Source organism: Spiroplasma endosymbiont of Panorpa germanica, from assembly GCF_964019765.1.
Lineage (GTDB): Bacteria > Bacillota_I > Bacilli_A > Mycoplasmatales > Mycoplasmataceae > Spiroplasma_B.
This window is the reverse complement of the sequence record NZ_OZ026461.1, coordinates 878,555-898,069: the sequence shown is the minus strand read 5'-3', so window position 1 is coordinate 898,069 and position 19,515 is coordinate 878,555. Positions and strand designations below refer to the sequence as shown.

17 protein-coding genes are annotated in these 19,515 nt (G+C 29.5%); all 17 read left to right on the top strand.

What is annotated here, in order from left to right:
* Nucleotides 1–186 precede the first annotated feature (186 nt).
* A complete protein-coding gene (locus AACK87_RS04125; protein ID WP_338971928.1) occupies nucleotides 187–1,020 on the top strand; it encodes a sulfite exporter TauE/SafE family protein in 834 nt (277 codons plus the stop codon).
* A gap of 106 nt (nucleotides 1,021–1,126) precedes the next feature.
* Nucleotides 1,127–2,995 (top strand): lipoprotein, encoded by a 1,869-nt coding sequence (locus tag AACK87_RS04120; RefSeq protein ID WP_338971926.1) that lies wholly within the window; start codon nucleotides 1,127–1,129, stop codon nucleotides 2,993–2,995.
* Nucleotides 2,996–3,565: 570 nt separating this feature from the next.
* Entirely contained in the window at nucleotides 3,566–3,862 is a 297-nt protein-coding gene (locus AACK87_RS04115; RefSeq protein WP_338971924.1) for a PTS sugar transporter subunit IIB, read from the top strand.
* Between the two features lie 5 nt (nucleotides 3,863–3,867).
* Nucleotides 3,868–4,188 (top strand): PTS lactose/cellobiose transporter subunit IIA, encoded by a 321-nt coding sequence (locus AACK87_RS04110; RefSeq protein WP_338971921.1) that lies wholly within the window; start codon nucleotides 3,868–3,870, stop codon nucleotides 4,186–4,188.
* Nucleotides 4,189–4,247: 59 nt separating this feature from the next.
* Nucleotides 4,248–6,449 (top strand): PTS sugar transporter subunit IIC, encoded by a 2,202-nt coding sequence (locus tag AACK87_RS04105; protein ID WP_338971919.1) that lies wholly within the window; start codon nucleotides 4,248–4,250, stop codon nucleotides 6,447–6,449.
* A gap of 52 nt (nucleotides 6,450–6,501) precedes the next feature.
* Complete coding sequence (locus AACK87_RS04100) at nucleotides 6,502–7,602, top strand: DUF871 domain-containing protein (protein ID WP_338971916.1); 1,101 nt, start codon at nucleotides 6,502–6,504, stop codon at nucleotides 7,600–7,602.
* A gap of 115 nt (nucleotides 7,603–7,717) precedes the next feature.
* Entirely contained in the window at nucleotides 7,718–9,457 is a 1,740-nt protein-coding gene (locus AACK87_RS04095; protein ID WP_338971913.1) for a lipoprotein, read from the top strand.
* A gap of 1,196 nt (nucleotides 9,458–10,653) precedes the next feature.
* Nucleotides 10,654–12,399: a lipoprotein gene (locus AACK87_RS04090; RefSeq protein WP_338971910.1), complete on the top strand. Its 1,746-nt coding sequence runs from the start codon at nucleotides 10,654–10,656 to the stop codon at nucleotides 12,397–12,399.
* 1,185 nt (nucleotides 12,400–13,584) lie between these two features.
* Nucleotides 13,585–15,321, top strand: a complete 1,737-nt coding sequence (locus tag AACK87_RS04085) for a lipoprotein (RefSeq protein WP_338971907.1) — start codon at nucleotides 13,585–13,587, stop codon at nucleotides 15,319–15,321.
* Nucleotides 15,322–15,572: 251 nt separating this feature from the next.
* Nucleotides 15,573–15,845 (top strand): hypothetical protein, encoded by a 273-nt coding sequence (locus AACK87_RS04080; RefSeq protein ID WP_338971905.1) that lies wholly within the window; start codon nucleotides 15,573–15,575, stop codon nucleotides 15,843–15,845.
* Between the two features lie 14 nt (nucleotides 15,846–15,859).
* Nucleotides 15,860–16,069, top strand: a complete 210-nt coding sequence (locus AACK87_RS04075; RefSeq protein ID WP_338971902.1) for a hypothetical protein — start codon at nucleotides 15,860–15,862, stop codon at nucleotides 16,067–16,069.
* Nucleotides 16,053–16,760: a phage minor capsid protein gene (locus tag AACK87_RS04070; protein WP_338971899.1), complete on the top strand. Its 708-nt coding sequence runs from the start codon at nucleotides 16,053–16,055 to the stop codon at nucleotides 16,758–16,760. Before AACK87_RS04075 ends, AACK87_RS04070 begins: the two co-directional genes overlap by 17 nt.
* Nucleotides 16,761–16,876: 116 nt before the next feature.
* Nucleotides 16,877–17,368, top strand: coding sequence for a lipoprotein (locus tag AACK87_RS04065; RefSeq protein ID WP_338971896.1), 492 nt, complete (start codon nucleotides 16,877–16,879; stop codon nucleotides 17,366–17,368).
* Nucleotides 17,369–17,681: 313 nt separating this feature from the next.
* Nucleotides 17,682–18,215 (top strand): translation initiation factor IF-3, encoded by a 534-nt coding sequence (infC, locus tag AACK87_RS04060; RefSeq protein WP_338971894.1) that lies wholly within the window; start codon nucleotides 17,682–17,684, stop codon nucleotides 18,213–18,215.
* 22 nt (nucleotides 18,216–18,237) lie between these two features.
* Nucleotides 18,238–18,432 carry a 50S ribosomal protein L35 gene (rpmI, locus tag AACK87_RS04055; protein WP_115558397.1) on the top strand — a complete coding sequence of 65 codons (195 nt, stop codon included), beginning with the start codon at nucleotides 18,238–18,240 and terminating at the stop codon, nucleotides 18,430–18,432.
* 16 nt (nucleotides 18,433–18,448) lie between these two features.
* Complete coding sequence (rplT, locus tag AACK87_RS04050) at nucleotides 18,449–18,808, top strand: 50S ribosomal protein L20 (protein ID WP_338971887.1); 360 nt, start codon at nucleotides 18,449–18,451, stop codon at nucleotides 18,806–18,808.
* Nucleotides 18,809–18,986: 178 nt separating this feature from the next.
* Nucleotides 18,987–19,502 carry a lipoprotein gene (locus tag AACK87_RS04045; RefSeq protein ID WP_338971885.1) on the top strand — a complete coding sequence of 172 codons (516 nt, stop codon included), beginning with the start codon at nucleotides 18,987–18,989 and terminating at the stop codon, nucleotides 19,500–19,502.
* Nucleotides 19,503–19,515: the final 13 nt, after the last annotated feature.

The window sequence follows — 19,515 nt, the reverse complement described above, 5'->3', positions numbered from 1 at the left end:
CAAAAAATTGCTATTTGCACAATCGGGCTAATAGCGGTTTTTTGTCTTTTAACCGGAGTGGTTTTATTGAGCTTTAAAATTGCTATTTTAGGATATATATTAATGGGCGTTGGTTCACTGTTGTTTGTAATAATGAGTGTTGTTTGAATAATTTTTGAATTATTCAATAAAAAAAGGAGATAAAATATGCAATTAGTATGACAAATTCCTACACTATTAATTATAGCGGCCTTAGTTTCGGGTTTAGGAAGTTTATCTGGAGTTGGTGGAGGAGTACTTTTTGTCCCCATCCTACTCTTACTTTTGAAATCTAATTCAGTTGAAGAGATCAAGTTTCTTTCGACATTATTAGTTTTCGCTTCTGCTGCGATTAATGTGGGCTTTAATTTGTTTAAGAAATCTATTAGTTATAAAGTTATTTTAGTTGGTATTGTGTTTTCTTTACCAATGGTGTTTCTTGGCAATTATGTGGTTACACTATTTAATGCTGATATTCTAAAATTGATTATAGGATTTCTTCTACTAGTTGTTGGAGGACTTTTGGTACTTGTGGAGTATTTTTTCAAAAATAGAACATTAAAAAAAATCAATGAAAATCAAGTTATTTCTGGATTTAGATTTATTAAAGTAAATGATGAGAGCTATATTAGTTCAATTAAATTAATAACAATTGCTATGACTGGCGGATTTGTAACCTCACTCACTGGAATGGGGGGCGGACCGATATTGATGCCTTTTTTATTAATTTGATGCAAATTATCAATGAAACAAGCAAGTCCGATATCTCATGCGTTAATCGCTGGATCATCTTTAATTGCCTTGTTGACAAATTATCAAAATTTTGAAAATTTCGAACTATTGGTACCAATTGGGTTGCCAATGATAATTGGAGTAATATCAGGAACAATTTTAGCACTAATTTTAAAGAAATACCTAAAAAAAGAAATTTACATAAAGTGGGTACTTATTATCCTAATTTGATTATCAGCTATTAAAATGATTGTAGATTTCTTCATTTAAAATCATTTACTTTAGTTATTACATTCTGTCTTTTTTTAAAAAACATGATATTTTTTACAATATTACACGAATATGTGTTATAGTTTTATAAATGGAGGAATATATAATGAAGAAATTATTGAGTATTTTAGGGGCAATTACTTTAATAGCTAGTTCAACAACTAGTGTAATTGCTTGTAAAAAAGATAAAAATACCGATGTTGGAGATTTTGACTATGATGCAATAAAAAAGGACTTAATTGCGCAAATTTCTGAAATAATAATTAGAAACTTAGACAAAGATTTTGAGAAATACCTATTTATTGATAATGAAGCTGCTAACGACAAATTCGAAAGTATCAGCATAAAGAGACTTTTAGATGTTTTAACCGAAAATGAAGGAGTCGAGAGTTTTGACCTACCCTTAAATTCACAATATTTTAGTAATATTTCCAAAGATCTTAAAAATATTGTTGACTTTGATAAAATGGTTTCAGAAATTAATAAAGATATTGTGCAAAATATCAATTACAAACCAATTTTGATCAATGGTCAAAATCCCTTAAAAAGTGGATTTAGTTTAAGTAGCATAAATATCACAAAAAAATCAAACGATGCAGTTATGCTGATATTTAAATTTGAGTTTCCTCTATCTTTACAAGACTCTAATGGTAGGCCAGAAACTTCTGATTTCGTTAGACACACAATCAACATGAATATTTTCAACGATGTTAATATTTCTGATAGTTTAAATGAACTTAATGAACAAATAAGACACCAATTTGAAAGTGAAGAGTATGCTAATAGTTTTAGTTTTACAAGTAATAATGGTAGTCTTTTAAATACTACAAATGAGATTAACAATAATGCAAGTATAAAAACTTCAATAAATAACGCTTTAAACAAAGCGTTAGATCAAAATGCAAATTTTGATAAATTTGAAATTAACTCAGACAATTATGGATTGGTCACAAGCGAAGTCAATTCTGTTTATGCTCAGACGCCTTCTAATCAAAATTCAATTGCTTGGGAATGAAAAAATATGGAATCTGATTTAAAGCTTGAAGGTTTTGTTTCTGCAATCACATCAAAGGGTTCTGAACAAATAGAAAATTTTGCAAAAAGAATAAATACCGAGCCTGATAGCGATTTAACAAGAACTTTTAACAATGGTAATTTTGATTTGTTTCCTAAAGTTAAAGAATACCTACTTGAAGATGCAAACAGCTCATGATTTGTTAATCATTACAACATTGCCGAAAGTCTTAACGAAGATAATTATCTGTTCTTACAACTAAAAAAATTGATAAAAAATTCAAGTTTTGAAATTGATAAAGATAAAGACAAACAGACGATTGCAATATTTGGAACAGATTTAGAAAAAATATCAGTTTCTTATAACGAGACTAAAAGTGGAAATGAAATTACCGTTGAAATGCCTAACTATTTTATTGTTAATCGACAAAAAACTAGCTTTCAAAATACAAAAGAATTTAATTATAATTTTAATGTTGCCTATTTAGAATTTTTTAGAGAATTTTTTGGATTCTCCAACTTCGATGTAAAGGAAAATCCCAATTTCACTTATAATTTAACATTACCCGAAGAACTTATGAGTCAATTAGAGGTAACGCGATTATATTCATTTGTAACTATATTTGATGCCGCATTTGAAGAAGCTGTTAAAAATGCCTCTAAAAGTAACCCTTTAGTTAGCGAATTTATAAATGCTTATGGAACTTACGGAGTAGTTGGTCCTAATATAAATTCCTTTTTGAGAATAAATTCAAAGGGTTATATTTATACATACAATATGAGCCAAAATTCCTCAATGGAAATTAAGGAGATGGCGGTTTATTGACAAACAAGCGGAACTGATTTCCGTTATCTTAGAACTTTGCTTTCTCATGATAAACTGATACCAAGAAGAACTGAAATGCAAGAGAATACATTTGGGGAAAGCCCAACTAATTGAAAAATTAAGGACTTTAATTAAGAGTTAAAAACCCCTCATAAATTGAACACCTAAATCAAAATTAACAGTAAAAAACACTGTTCTGATTTCGTTTAGAGGTGTTTTTTTTGTCTAAAAAATGGAAGTTTTAATGAAGAATGTTATTTTGATAATTTTGTGATTATATTCTTAGGTGATATACTAAAGAACTAGTAATAGTAATTGAACTAAAAAATCCTTACAAAATTTGCAAGGATAAGGTTATTTTCAATGCTTGCCTTAATGTAAAATTTTCTTACTCAAATTGTAAGGATCCGATCACCAAGCCAATAACTATTAAAGTAACAATAACAAATGTTAGAAGTAGTCAAAAAATCTTTTTAGGCATAAATACTTGAAAAAAAGTCTCCAAAATGTAGACTGTTAGAAAAAATATCAACCACAATCCAATTGGAATAAAACAATAATAAATTAGATTTGAAACCATAATTAACCTCTTTTAATAATTTTAGCATAAAGTAGAGAAAAAAATCTTTTTTGGTCAAAATAGTGGAAAAAAATTCTATAATTGTTATACTAATAATATAGAAAAAATTATTGGAGGAAAATAAAATGAAGAAAATTTTACTATGCTGTTCAGCAGGTATGAGTACAAGTACTCTTGTCAAGAAAATGACAGATTATGCTCGTAAAGAAGGTTTGGAATGAACCATTGAGGCTATGTCAATGCAAGAAGCTAAAACTGTAGTTGACCAATGAGATATCGTTATGGTTGGCCCACAAGTAAGTTATGCTCTTGGAGATTTAAAAAAATTAACTGATAAACCAGTTGAAGTTATTCCTGCAAATATATATGCTTTAGCAAAAGCCAAGGAAGCGTGCGAAATGGCACAAAGAATGTTAGGTTAATTGTGATGGGTAAAACTTGAAATTTTGAGGAAATCTCATTTACAATTATTGCCTTTGCTGGGGAAGCAAAGGGCCATGCAATGGGAGCAATTGTTGCTGCTAAAAATGGTCGTTATGAAGAAGCGGAAAACTTAATTGAAGAAGCGGAAAAATCAATTCTAACTGCAGAAAAAACTCATATGGATATTGTGAGCGCTGAAGCTGGAGGAGAGAAAATCACCTTCCCGATTTTGTTTATTCATGCCGAAGATCAATTATTAACAACTCAAACTATTATTCTATTGGCAAAAGAGTTTATTGATGTCTATAAAAAAATAGGTAAATAAAAAATATTAACTAAGAAACATACTTTTTATTTAAAAAAATATGGAGAGGAGTATTAATCATGGCAGAAGTTGAAAAATTTGATGTCCAAAAGGTGCGAAAAAAAGAAAAACGCACCTTTAAACAATGAATAAGTGAATCGCTTGTCCCGGGAATGGCTAAAGTTGGTAACCAACGTCATTTAGCAGCGATTCGAGATTCTTTTGGAACTATGATTCCACTGATTATTGCAGGTTCGATTGGAATTCTAATCAATGCAATTATCTTTGGTGGGGCTGGAAGTGGATATGTTTCACTTCTAGGTCTTATTTGTAAAGCTGCAAATCCTAGTGTTTCATGAGATGGAGTTACTGAATTACTTGGTGACATTTCAAATGGATGAGGACAAGCGTCTAAAATTGGGGGATTGGCATTCGGACATATCAATACAGTAACTGTAGGAATGATGGCAATTTACTTTGCTTTCCTATTTGGATACTTTATTGCATTAAGTCGTAATTTTAAATCACCAATTATTGCTGGTTTTGTTTCATTATCAGCATTCCTACTTGCTTGTATGGGGGAAGTTACTTTCTTCATGGGAGCAGTTGGATTAATTCAAGCAATACTATTTGGATTACTGGCAACCGAATTCTTTATTTATTTATCAGGAGTTCGTGCCTTAAATATTAAATTACCAGACGGAGTACCCCCAGCAGTTGGTAAATCATTTGCTGTATTCTTACCCGTGGTAATTACATTAGGAACTGTGGGAGCAGTTAACATTATCTTCCTTTCAATGGCAATTGTTGGTGGAGGTTGATTTGTAAATAGTGGAAGCTACTTTACTTTAACCTCAAAACAATTTGGTGAAATGTTTGGAACAATTGATGGAAATAATATTGACGCTTTATTTGCAGACAAAGGAGCTTTACAAGCTTTTGTGGAATATAAAGAATTATTAACACCAATGCTACAAATATTGGCACTAGAAAATTCATTAGAAAACCAAAAAGCTTTTGTTGACACTTATAATGCATTAGGAGCCGCTGACCAAGCTGTTTGAACTACAGCGATTGCAACTTTACAAGGTCACTCAAACTTTGCATGACTAAATGAGGCTGCTAAAATGTCTTTCTACTTAGATTCTGCTAACGGAGGGTACATTTTATCAGCATCATTTCAAACAATTGTTTTAGGACCCACACAATTTGGTGCTGGAGCCTTTATTTATAAAATCTTTACAGCTGCATTCATTGGTTTTGCAACTGGAAGTGGGGGAATTGGTTTAGCCATTGCCTTTGTATTCTTCACTGGATTCTTCTGATTCTTTGGAGTTCATGGATCAAACCTAATGGCTGGGATCTTTGAACCAATTTGATGAATGATTTTAGGAATTAATGCAGCCCTAGTAACTTCAATGGGTTACCAAATGGCTGCAGATTCAGGTCAAATGGGGGCATTTACAAAACCTTTCTTTGACTCATATATGTATGTTGGGGGAAGTGGAGCTACTTTAGGACTTCTAATTATGACATTTGCCGTTTCAAAACGTCAAGAATTAAGAGAAGTTGCTAAATATGCTTTACCAGCTGGAGTTTTCCAAATTAATGAACCAACTATTTTTGGATACCCATTAATTTTAAACCCAATTTATGTAGCACCATTTATCTTCTCACCAATTGTTAACCTAATTATTGGATGATTATTCTCACCAGATGTTTTAGGGATTGTTAAATATTCATATGTAGCAACACCTTGAACAAGTCCATGAATCTTTGGAGCTGTATTAACTTCAATTGATGCGATGGCGATTATTCCAGCAACCATTTGTCTAGGGGTAAGTATTATCTTCTACTTCCCATTTGTATTAATTGACAATGCAAACTACTTCAAAAAATTAAAAGCAGCTAACATTGAACAATACAACCAAGAAATGCGTTACTACAATGATCCAGAATATCGTTATGGAGTTATTACTGAAAGAAAAGTTTCAGGTAACGAATTAAAAGCAGAAAATGCATTAAATGATGCAGCGACAGTAAATGAATTCTGAGAAAAACGTATGGTTAATAAAGAAAAACTTGCCTTAGCGATTGAAAGCAACAATAAAAAAGCTAAAGCAAAAGAAGAAAAATACCTACAAAAAGCTCAAGAAATCAAAGCTACTCGTGATAGCAAAGTTGAAAAATACAAACCTAAATGAGATAAATATATGGAAAAACAAGCAGCTAAAGCCGAAACCAAAAGTAAAGCTTTAGAAGCTAAAGCTCAAAAAGTTTAAAAATATGATTGAAACAGATTCTTAAGAATCTGTTTTTTAGAAAGGCGTTTTTATGAAAAAACAATTAGGAATATCAATCTATCCAGAGCAATCAACTTTTGAAAAGGACAAAGCTTATTTGGACTTAGCTAAATCTCTGGGTTATACTCAAGTGTTTACAAGTTACTTTCATGTAAATAATCAACCAATTGAGTTAATTCAAAAAATCAACAAGTCCTTAAAGTATGCTAAAAGTATTGGCTTTTATACAATTGCTGATTTTGAAAATGTTTCATTGGAACGTCTAGGAATTGATTTAAAAGACCCCAAAAAATGCTTGGAAATGGGGATTGATTGTATTAGATTAGATTCACCAAGTTTGCCAAGTGAGATTGCAGAATTAACCCATAATCGCTATGGAATTGATGTGCAATTGAATATGTCAAATAATGATAATTTAATTACCAATGTAATGGATTTTAAACCAATTAAAAATCGTTTAAGTGGTTGTCATAATTTTTATCCTCAAAAAAATACTGCCATCCCTTATGATTTTTTCTCAGAAGCTAATAAAAAATATTTAAAACATCGATTAAGCACCGCTGCCTTTATTGGTAGTCATTTTGGAACTCAAGGACCAGCTTTAGGAAATAAAGAGTTTCCAACTTTAGAGTTCATGAGATTTTATGATGTAGTTAGCCAAGCTAAGATTTTATTATATTGTGATGAAATTGACGTTGTCTTCTTTGGAAATGCTTATGCCAGTGAAGAAGAATTAAAATTGGTTTCTCAAATAGATCGTGACGAAATTACTTTTGATTTAAAACTAGAAAATAAATTATCTTTAGCTGAAGAAAAAATCCTATTTAGCCATTTACATTTTAGACGAATGGATATTACAGAAATGTTTATTCGCTATACAATGACTAGGGTTTATTATAAAAATGAAGATATTCTTGTGGGTAAGCAAAAATCAATTTACAATAGGGGTGATATTGTTATTATAAATGATAAAGATTCACATTATAAAGGTGAGTGTCATATTATCTTAAAGGATAACTTTTTAGATGATGAAAAGAAATATAATTTTATTGGCTCAATTAAACCAGAACAACTCTTTATCTTGAATTTTATCGGCCCAAATACTAGATATCAGTTTAAAAAAACAAAATAAGACTAAAAACACCAACAAAGCTAGCTTTGTTGGTGTTTTTAAACAAAAACTTTTACATTGTAATGCTTATTATAAGTGTGTATAATAATATTATATTTATATAAGGAGGGGAAAAATGAAAAAATTATTAAGCATATTGGGAGTCGCAACTATTACGGTTTCTACACCCATGAGCGTTGTTGCTTGTCAAAAGAAACCAAGAGAAATCGATGACGAATATGATTATGAACAAAATAAAAATCAAATGATTGATATTATTAGAGAAATTTTTCAAAAAAATATTGCAGAGGATTTCAGTAAATTTATTTTTATAAGCGAAGAGGATTCTCCAATTGAAGGTTGAAATGTTGAAAAGTTTAATAATATTCCTGGTGTGGTTAAAAACGATAGTGAGGAGTTCAAAGATCTTAACACTCAAATTAGAGCAATAATTAACTGAGATAAAATATTAAGTGAAGTAAATAGCCAAGTAGTTCAAAATATTAACTACAAAAAGATGGTTTATAATAACCAAAATCCCTTGCAAGGGGGATATCAAATTTCTAAAATTGAAATAATCCCAAAACCTCTAAATAACGCTGTAACACTTAGCGTAGAAATTGATTCAACAATTTTATATAAAAATCAGTCCGAACAACAAGAGTTTGAACCAATAAAATCCACAGCGCAAATGACTATTTTTGAACAGAAAAAAACAGCCGAAATTCTTCAAGAAGCTAATAATAAATACGCTGACGCTATAAATAATGAAGAAAATTCTAATAATTTTATATTCAAAAGCGATAAAGGTGACATAAAGGAAACTTCCCTTGCAATTGATGAAGACCTTTCGCTTAAACAACAAGCTAACGAAATTATAAAAGAGGCTGTTGAAAGTGTGGAGGGAATCACAAGTTTGGGATCTGCAACATTAACTACATTATCAAAAAGTTCGGCAATCATTTCATCATATCAAAGTGCAAATAATGATTGATTTTGAGGTCGAAATGACAGCTCTTTGAAAACGGTTAGACAAGCTCTAATGGGTAAACAAAATAAAATTGATGAGCTGCTAGATGCCTTAGTAGAAAAGAATAGTGAATTTGTTCGTAGTTTTCCAATTTCATGAATACCCGGTTTAGAAGAAGGTCTCTTAGTTTATCCGGACATGGCAATAGATTTAAATCCATTCATATTAGATTTTAGACTTGATGACGAAAAAAATTTAAAATCTACTTTAGAAAAACAGCAGTCGCATTTTCTTTTAGATATGGACAAAGACCAGAATACAATCGCCTTACTAAAAACATCTGTTAAAAATAGTAAAGTGGAATATAATGGTGAGAGTTTTGAGCTATCTGATATGACAATTGCTGTTAGGCAGCAATTAAAAACTTTTGAAAACACAAAGGAATTAGCACGAAACTTTTATTTAGATTCTATAAACTTCGTACAAAAATTTTATAATATTAATGAAAAAACCGAGGAACAAAATCCCGAATTAACATTTTACCTGAATAAACCTGAAAGCTGAAACGAATTTGAACCCTTACAAGTTTTGAGTGGTTATGATTACTTTCAAAATTTATTAGACGCCAATCCTGAGTCTGAGGAAATAAGACAAAAATTAAATTTAACAGTACTAATGCAATATGCTAGAGGTGCAAATTTAATTGCAAAAACAGTCTTTAACGAAGAGGGTTACGTCTATTTCTATAATGATGTATTGAAATACGCAACCCCAGATCTTTTCTTTCAATTCTTCTCAGTCAGTTATGGAAATACACAAAAGGGTATGGGAATTAGTTTTGGTTATAGATATGATATTGCCGAGGAGCAAAATCTCGAAAAACCAAATCCTTGAAAATTCATTTAAAATAAATTAACAAAAATAAAAACTATTATTTTATTTTGAAATTGGTCAAGATATTAAACATAATACAAAAACAACCACAACATTATTTGTTATGGTTGTTTTTGTATTCAGCTGTTCTCGCAAAAATCCCTAAATTTTTCCTAAGTCATTAATAAAATTAAATATTTTATTAATGACTTATAAACAATATATTTAGTTAGCAGTATCTTAATTAATCGCATATAAAATTAAAAAGATGATTTTTGCATTTTGCTAGTGGGAGAAATCCCGAAATTAACAAGTAATTTATTAATTAGTTTTAGTTTCTTGGTTGTTATTTTATCAATTAGCATTATTTCTATATATAGAAAATGAAGAGTAAGCGTAATTTTCTAAAAGCGAATTTTACAAATTAATAAGAGAGCTACGTATTATTTAGTTTCTGGCAACATCGTTTTTTATTTTTAGAATTGGAGAAGGTCACTACAAATCAAATTAATGAGAACTAAAAATATGTAATTAGAATTATTGTAGAAAAGTAGTTTTATATATTTATTTTGCTAAAACTACTGAAACGACTAAGATTTCTTAATAAATTCAAATCAAGCAATTAAGGAGACAAAACTGATGTTTTTTTAATAATTATAGCCTTTTCTCTTCTTTTATTGGTGTTAGTTCCTTCGGGTAAAATAACCAATCGCAAGCAAATTCACAAAAAATTTTAGAAAAAACAAGGAAGACAACATTTAAGATAAGAAAAATGAGGCTTATAATTGGTTTAGCAAAACGCAACCATTAAGATTGTCAAAAGTTCTTTATGCTCAAGAAGAAGACTGTCTATTTGTTTTTTGTGGGCCGCGGAAAAATACTATTTTATTATTGCTGACCAACATTATCAAGCACCAGCAATTAAAGAAAATGCTATTACGGGTAAATAAAAATCAAGTTACAATATAGATCATATTTTTATTATTGATGATAATGAATCGCATTGCAAGGGATAGTACCATACTATTTTGAACGATAACTTTAAGGATGAAGAAAAGAAATATAATTTTATTGGCCCAAAAACTAGATGGCAGTTTAAAAAGATTAAATAATACTAAAAAAAACTGCTGATTCTGGACTTTAATAGTTTTTAAATAAAAAAATTTTTCCATTGCAATAATATTTATAAAGATATAAAATAATATTATATTTATATAAGGAGGGGAAAAATGAAAAAATTATTAAGCATATTGGGAGTCGCAACTATTACGGTTTCTACCCCCATGAGCGTTGTTGCTTGTCAAAAGAAACTAAGAGAAATCGATGACGAATATGATTATGAACAAAATAAAAATCAAATGATTGATATTATTAGAGAAATTTTTCAAAAAAATATTGCAGAGGATTTTAGCAAATTCATTTTTATAAGTGAAGAGGATTCTCCCATTGAAGGATGAAGTGTTGAAAAGTTTAATAGTATTGAGGGTGTGGTTAAAAACGATAGTGAAGAGTTCAAAGATCTTAACACTCAAATTAGAGCAATAATTAACTGAGATAAAATATTAAGTGAAGTAAATAGCCAAGTAGTTCAAAATATTAACTACAAAAGCATGATTTATAATAACCAAAATCCCTTGCAAGGTGGATATCAAATTTCTAAAATTGAAATATTCCCAAAACCTGAAAATAACGCTGTAACAATTAGCGTAGAAATTGATTCATCAATTTTATATAAAAATCAGTCCGAACAACAAGAGTTTGAACCTATAAAATCCACAGCGAAAATGACTATTTTTGAAGAGAAAAAAACAGCAGAAATTCTTAAAGAAGCTAATAATAAATACGCTGACGCTATAAATAATGAAGAAAATTCTAATAATTTTATATTCAAAAGCGATAAAGGTAACATAAAGGAAACTGCCCTTGCAATTGATGAAGACCTTTCACTTAGACAAAAAGCTAACGAAATTATAAAAGAGGCTGTTGAAAGTGTGGAGGGAATCACAAGTTTGGGATCTGCAACATTGGATACATCATCAAAAAGTTCGGCAATCATTTCATCATATCAATATCCACAAATTAATTGAACTTGAGGTAAAGGTGGCGGCCCTTTGGAAACGGTTAGACAAGCTCTAATGGGTAATCAAGATAAAATTGATGAGCTGTTAGATGGCTTAGTAGAAAGTAATCCTTCATTTTTTTATAATGGTGGTTTTAGAATTTCAGAAATACCAGGTTTAGAAGAAGGTCTTAAGGTTTATCCGGACATGTCAAGAGATTTAAATCCATTCATATTAGATCGTCATTTTAATTACGAAAAAAATTTTAAATCTACTTTAGAATATCAGCAGTCGCATTTTCTTTTAGATATGGACAAAGACCAGAATACAATCGCCTTACTAAAAACATCTGTTAAAAATAGTAAAGTGGAATATAATGGTGAGAATTTTGAGCTATCTAATATGACAATTGCTGTGAGGCAGCAATTAAAAACTTTTGAAAACACAAAGGAATTAGCACGAAACTTTTATTTAGATTCTTTAAACTTTGCACAAAAATTTTATAATATTAATGAAAAAACCGAAGAACAAAATCCCGAATTAACATTTTTCCTAAATAAACCTGAGAGCTGAAACGAATTTGAGCCTTTACAAGTTTTGAGTGGTTATGATTACTTTCAAGATTTATTAGACGCCAATCCTGAGTCTGAGGAAATAAGACAAAAATTAAATTTAACAGTACAAATGAGAACCGGTTTTTCATCGACACGCATTTCAAAAACAGTCTTTAACGAAGAGGGTTATGTATATTTCTATGATAAAGTACTGGAAAGCTTTTCTCCAGATATTTACTTTCTATTTTTCTCACACAGTTATGGAAATGAACAAGAGGGGATGGGAATTAATTTTGGTTATAGATATGATATTGCCAAAAAACAGAATCTCGAAAATCCGAATCCTTGAAAATTTATTTAAAATAAATTAAAAAAAATCAAAACATTATTTTATTTTGAAATTGGTCAAGATATTAAACATAATACAAAAACAACCACAACATTATTTGTTATGGTTGTTTTTGTATTCTGCTGTTCTCGCAAAAATCCCTAATTTTTCCTAAGTCATTAATAAAATTAAATATTTTATTTATAAATTATAAACAATATATTTAGTGAGCAGTATCTTAATTAATCACATATAAAATTAAAAAGATGATTTTTGCATTTTGCTAGCGGTAGAAATCCCAAAATTAACAAGTAATTTATTAATTAGTTTTAGTTTCTTGGTTGTTATTTTATCAATTAGCATTATTTTTATATATAGTAAATGAAGAGTAAGCGTAATTTTCTAAAAGCAAATTTTACAACTTAATAAGAGAGCTACGAAGTATTTAGTTTCTGGCAACATCGTTTTTTATTTTGGGAATTGGAGAAGGTTACTACATATCAAATTAATGAGAACTAAAAATATGTAATTAGAATTATTGTAGAAAAGTAGTTTTATATATTTATTTTGCTAAAACGACTAAGATTTCTTAATAAATTCAAATCAAGCAATTAAGGAGACAAAACTGATATTTTTTTAATAATTATAGCCTTTTCTATTCTTTTATTGGTGGTAGTTCCTTCGGGTAAAATAACCAATCGCAAGCAAATTCACAAAAAATTTTAGAAAAAATAAGGAAGACAACATTTAAGATAAGAAAAATGAGGCTTATAATTGGTTTAGCAAAACGCAACCAATAAGATTGTCAAAAGTTATTTATGCTCAAGAAGAAGACTGCCTATTTGTTTTTTGTGGGCCGCGGAAAAATACTATTTTATTATCGCTGACCAACATTATCAAGCACCAGCAATTAAAGAAAATGCTATTACGGGTAAATAAAAATCAAGTTACAATATAGATCATATTTTTATTATTGATGATAATGAATCGCATTGCAAAGGATAGTACCATACTATTTTGAATGATAACTTTAAGGATGAAGAAAAGAAATATAATTTTATTGGCCCAAAAACTAGATGGCAGTTTAAAAAGATTAAATAATACTAAAAAAAACTGCTGATTCTGGACTTTAATAGTTTTTAAATAAAAAAAATTTTCCATTGCAATAACATTTATAAGCATATAAAATAATATTATATTTATATAAGGAGCGGAAAAATGAAAAAATTATTAAGCATATTGGGAGTCGCAACTATTACGGTTTCTACCCCCATGAGCGTTGTTGCTTGTCAAAAGAAACCAAGAGAAATCGATGACGAATATGATTATGAACAAAATAAAAATCAAATGATTGATATTATTAGAGAAATTTTTCAAAAAAATATTGCAGAGGATTTCAGTAAATTTATTTTTATAAGCGAAGAGGATTCTCCCATTGAAGGTTGAAATGTTGAAAAGTTTAATAGTATTGAGGGTGTGGTTAAAAACGATAGTGAAGAGTTCAAAGATCTTAACACTCAAATTAGAGCAATAATTAACTGAGATAAAATATTAAGTGAAGTAAATAGCCAAGTAGTTCAAAATATTAACTACAAAAAGATGGTTTATAATAACCAAAATCCCTTGCAAGGTGGATATCAAATTTCTAAAATTGAAATAATCCCAAAACCTCTAAATAACGCTGTAACACTTAGCGTAGAAATTGATTCAAAAATTTTATATAAAAATCAGTCCGAACAACAGGAGTTTGAACCAATAAAATCCACAGCGCAAATGACTATTTTTGTAGAGAAAAAAACAGCAGAAATTCTTAAAGAAGCTAATAATAAATACGCTGACGCTATAAATAATGAGGAAAATTCTAATAATTTTATATTCAAAAGCGATAAAGGTAACATAGAGGAAACTGCCCTTGCAATTGATGAAGACTTCTCGCTTAAACAACAAGCTAATGAAATTATAAAAGAGGCTGTTGAAAGTGTGGAGGGAATTGCAAGTTTGGGATCTGCAACATTAACTACAGCCACAAATTCGGCAGTTATTTCATCATATCAATTTCCAAATAATAAGTGAACTTGAGGTCAAGGTTTAAATCATATTGAAACGGTTAGACAAGCTCTAATGGGTCAACAAGATAAAATTGATGATCTATTAGATGGCCTAGTAGAAAAGGATAGTTCATTTGTTCGTAGTTTTTCAATTTCATTAATACCCGGTTTAGAAGAAGGTCTCAAGGTTTATCCTGACATGGCAATAGATTTAAATCCATTCGTATTAGATTTTCATTTTAATAACGAAAAAAATTTAAAATCTACTTTAGAAAAACAGCAGTCGCATTTTCTTTTAGATATGGACAAAGACCAGAATACAATCGCCTTACTAAAAACATCTGTTAAAAATAGTAAAGTGGAATATAATGGTGAGAATTTTGAGCTATCTGATATGACAATTGCTGTGAGGCAGCAATTAAAAACTTTTGAAAATACAAAGGAATTAGCACGAAACTTTTATTTAGATTCTTTAAACTTCGCACAAAAATTTTATAATATTAATGAAAAAACCGAGGAACAAAATCCCGAATTAACATTTTTCCTTAATAAACCTGAAAGCTGAAACGAATTTGAGCCTTTACAAGTTTTGAGTGGTTATGATTACTTTCAAGATTTATTAGACGCCAATCCTGAGTCTGAGGAAATAAGACAAAAATTAAATTTAACATTAGAAATGAAACTCGGTTTTGGAAGCACTCGTATTTCAAAAACAGTCTTTAATGAAGAGGGTTATGTCTATTTCTATGATAGGGAATTGGAATACTTTTTTCCAGATATTTACTTTCAATTTTTCTCACGCAGCTATGGATATGCACAACAGGGGATGGGAATTAATTTTGGTTATAGATATGATATTGCCAAAACACAAAATCTCGAAAAACCAAATCCTTGAAAATTTATTTAAAATAAATTAACAAAAATAAAACTATTATTTTATTTTGAAATTGGTCAAGATATTAAACATAATACAAAAACAACCACAACATTATTTGTTATGGTTGTTTTTTATTTGTTCAGTCAATTAATTATTAATTTTGGCCTCAGGTGTAATTATCTTAAAATATTAACCTTAATTTTATTTACTAGAGTCAAATAATCTATTTAATTAGTGGTATCTTAATTAATCGGTTATAATATTAAAAAGGAGATTTTGGTATGTTGCTATCGGGAGAAATTTCACAACTAACAAGCAATTTATTGATTGGTTTTAGTTTTTTAGCTATTATTTTAGGAATTGGTTTTATTTTTATCTATAGAAAATGAAAAGTAAAGCGTAAATTTGAAAAAGCAGACTTCACAACAGAATCAGGAAGATACAAAATCTTTAGTTTTTGGCAGCATTATTTCTTTATTTTTATGATTTTTTTATCAATAGCAGCAGGAATTTTTATGTTTGGAATGGGGGTTAGTTACTACATTTCAAATTAATGAGAGGGAAAAATATGAAATTAGAATTAGTATCAGAAAGCAGTTTTATATATTTATTTTGCAAAAAGTGTTGAGACTACCAAAAGTTCTTAATTAATTCAGATCAATCAATTCAAAATGATAAAATTGGTGTTTTTAAATGTGCGAAATGTGATCGCCAGCAGCAAGTCAACATCGATTTAATTCAAAAATACTACGAGGTTTTAAATGAACACAATAATTAATCAAAACATTAATGCTACAAAACCTAATGGAAGCGAAATAAATAACTTACCATGATGAATTATTTTAATAATTATAGCCTTTGTTCTTCTATTGTTTATGATAGTTCCTTGGGGCAAAATAACCAAGCGCAAGGAAGTTCGCCAAGAACTTTTAGAAAAACAAAAAGAAGAGAAAATTAAAGATAAGCAAAACGAACCCTACATGGGAGTTTACAATTGATTTGGTAAAAAACAATCATTAAGACTTTCAAAAGTTGTTTATGTTCGAGAAGAAGAAGATCCATGTGCTCTTTGTCGACCATGGGAAAATACGGTTATTATTATTGCTGATGAACATTCCCAAGCTCCCACAATGAAAGAAGCAATTGCGGCTGGATACCACCATGTTGGATGTAAACATATTGATTTAGATTATTTTGAAGGAGTAACCAAAATTCCGGAAAAAAAATACAGTGATGAACATAAGACTAAAATGTTCAATCTGCGTTTAGAACAGTATAGATTTGAACAATTAATCAGGGATTTAAAATATGATATTTCAAATAATCCAGATGACAAAAAAGTCAAAAAAAGTCAAAATGAGTTAAATGAGAAACTTTTAGATTACCTGAATTTTTTAGAAAAAAATAACATGAAGAGAAGCCTAGAACGTGAAGACCCTTTAGTTGATGACATAAAAAGATTTGAATAAATACACTATTCATAATTAAAAACCTTAAAAAATTACAAAAACTTCTTAAAGTCTTGATAATTAGTAGTTCTGAGTTAATATATCTGAAGGCGCAAAGCTTTGAAGGGAGTATTAAAATGAAAAAACTACTAATTTTTTTATCATCTATCTCCATGGTCTCACCAATTACCTTGAGTGTAATATCGTGTGATACCTTAAAAATAACAAATACTGCAATGGATGTCCTAGAAACGTTTGAAAAGAAATGGAATAATCTAATTAATTTAAGTAGAGCTGCTGATGAAGAAATAAAGCATATTTTCGAAGGCTCAACACTAAAAGATGACCTAAATGTATTTCTAGAATCTGCTAAAAAAAGCCCAAAACATCAAGAATACTTAATTGAAAAAGCACAACTTTTTTATGAATTATTTCAATTTTGAAAATTCTATCCTGGATTTTTGGTACCAGAGATACCAGTGATGCCTTTTGATAAAATAGAAATTTTTAAAGATTTAATATTTAACTGAGGAATTTGAGATATCAGAACTAACGCAAATTCGGATACAATTGATAAATTAACTAAAATTTACATTGATACTTTAAATTTTGACATTGAAAATGATTAAAATTAAAGATCTTAGATACTTATAATATTTTTGTCTATTTTGATTAGTGAACTATTAAAAATTGGTCCAACAATCAAAATTGTTAAAATACACATATAACCCATTGTTTTAAAAATTAACTATAAAGTAATGATAAATATTGACATTTTTTCTGAATATGTCATAATTAAGAAGGTTTAAAGAAGTAGCACAAGCTCACCGTCAATTAAATGATGCGGTAAAATCTGATTATTATAACTAAAAATAGTTAATAATATTTTAGTGTGCTATTAGTCTTTAAATGGCACATTTTTTATTTTAATGGAGGAATTAAATGGCAGATATCAAAAAGGACGTAAAGTCGGATTTTGTCAATCGTGAGATCAGAGCAAAAATGGTTTTAATCATCGATAATGATGGAAACAAAATTGGACCAATTCCAAAGATGGAAGCAATCAAAATGGCTGAGGAACAGGGCTTAGACTTAATGCAAGTTAGTCAACAAGATAATTTCACGGCGATTGCAAAAATTTTAGATTACGGAAAGTTTAAATATGAGCAAAAGCGTAAGCTAAAAGAAAACAAGAAAAATCAAGTGAGAACAGAAAACAAAGAAATTCGTTTAACTGTAGGAATTGGACAACATGATTTAGAAACCAAAGCTAAAAAAGCTCGCGAATTTCTTTCAAATGGAGATAGAGTTAAAATTTCTCTAAAATTTAAAGGAAGAGAAATAGTACATCAAGAATTTGGTCAAAAAACTTTGAATGCTTTCTTAGCAATTATTGACGATGTTTGTAAGGTAGAAAAAGAACCCAAACTAACAGCTAGATTCTTAGATGTCTATGTAGTGCCGAAAAAAGGCTAATCAAATTAGGAGGAGTTTATTTATGCCAAAAATGAAAACAAAAAGTTCTCTAGCAAAACGCGTAAGAAAAAATGCTGCTGGAAAATGAAAACGTGGTCAAGCTTATTGTTCACACTTAGCACAAAACAAATCAACAAAACAAAAAAGACACCTTAAAAAAGTAATATTTGTTCATTCAACAGATATGAAACGTTTAAAAGGTTTATTACAAGGATAGGTAGGAGCGAAATTATATGGCAAGAGTTAAATTTGGTAAAGTAACCAGAGCAAGAAGAAAACGTTGAATTAAGCGTGCCAAAGGTTACTACGGTACAAAAAAATCAAGTTACAAAAAAGCACATGAACAAGTAGTTCGTTCTATGGCCTATGCCTTTGTCGGGCGTAAATTACGTAAACGTGACTTTAGAAGTTTATGAATCGTAAGGATTAATGCTGCAGTGCGTCCTCACGGGATGAGCTATTCAAAATTTATGAATGGTCTTAAATTGGCTGGAATTGAGGTAAATCGTAAAATGCTATCAGAATTAGCAATTAACGAACCAAAACAATTCGAGGCAATTATTGAAACTGCTAAAAAATCTTTAGCAAAATAATGAAACTAACTAAGCTAAAACTTAGTTTTTTTTTCGCTATAATATCAAGTTTACTTTTTTCCAACAAGGTTAAAAGTTTCCAAAATTTCTATTTTTTTTATATTTTTTGTATAATTTTTGGAAAATAACTATATAATAAATAAGTACAGATATTAGTACAGTAGGAAGGAAATTCAAATTGAGAAAGTTATTAAATCTATTAGCAGGTTTCACCCTAACAGCTTCAGCTGCAGGTGTTGTGGTTTCTTGTGATGTTAAAATTGCATCATTTGATCAATATGCACCAGCAATTCAAGCTAAATTACGTGGATGAGACCGAGATGGTGAAAACATTAGTAAATACTATGAATCAGGATCTAATTCTTTTAGCAAGGAAATGCCAGTTGATACGTTTGTGGCGGCTGTAAGATCGGTAACTGCTGAAATCGTAAGTGGTTCAAAAGAAAATGTTCATTTTACTTTTGAAGTAACTGGAGATGATAAAGAAGATGGAGAGTTTACAAAATCTTTCTATGCTTCAAAATCAGAGGAAGTAGTACCTGAAGTACCCGAAACAGAAGATTCAATTCAGAATAAGGCTAGTGGAGATTTATTTGACACTAACTTTATAAAGGTTACTTTAAAAGCCGTTGATGGAAACGGACTTTGAAGAGGTGAAGGATCATTCATTTTCACATTGAGTGAACCAAAATAATAAACACTTTATA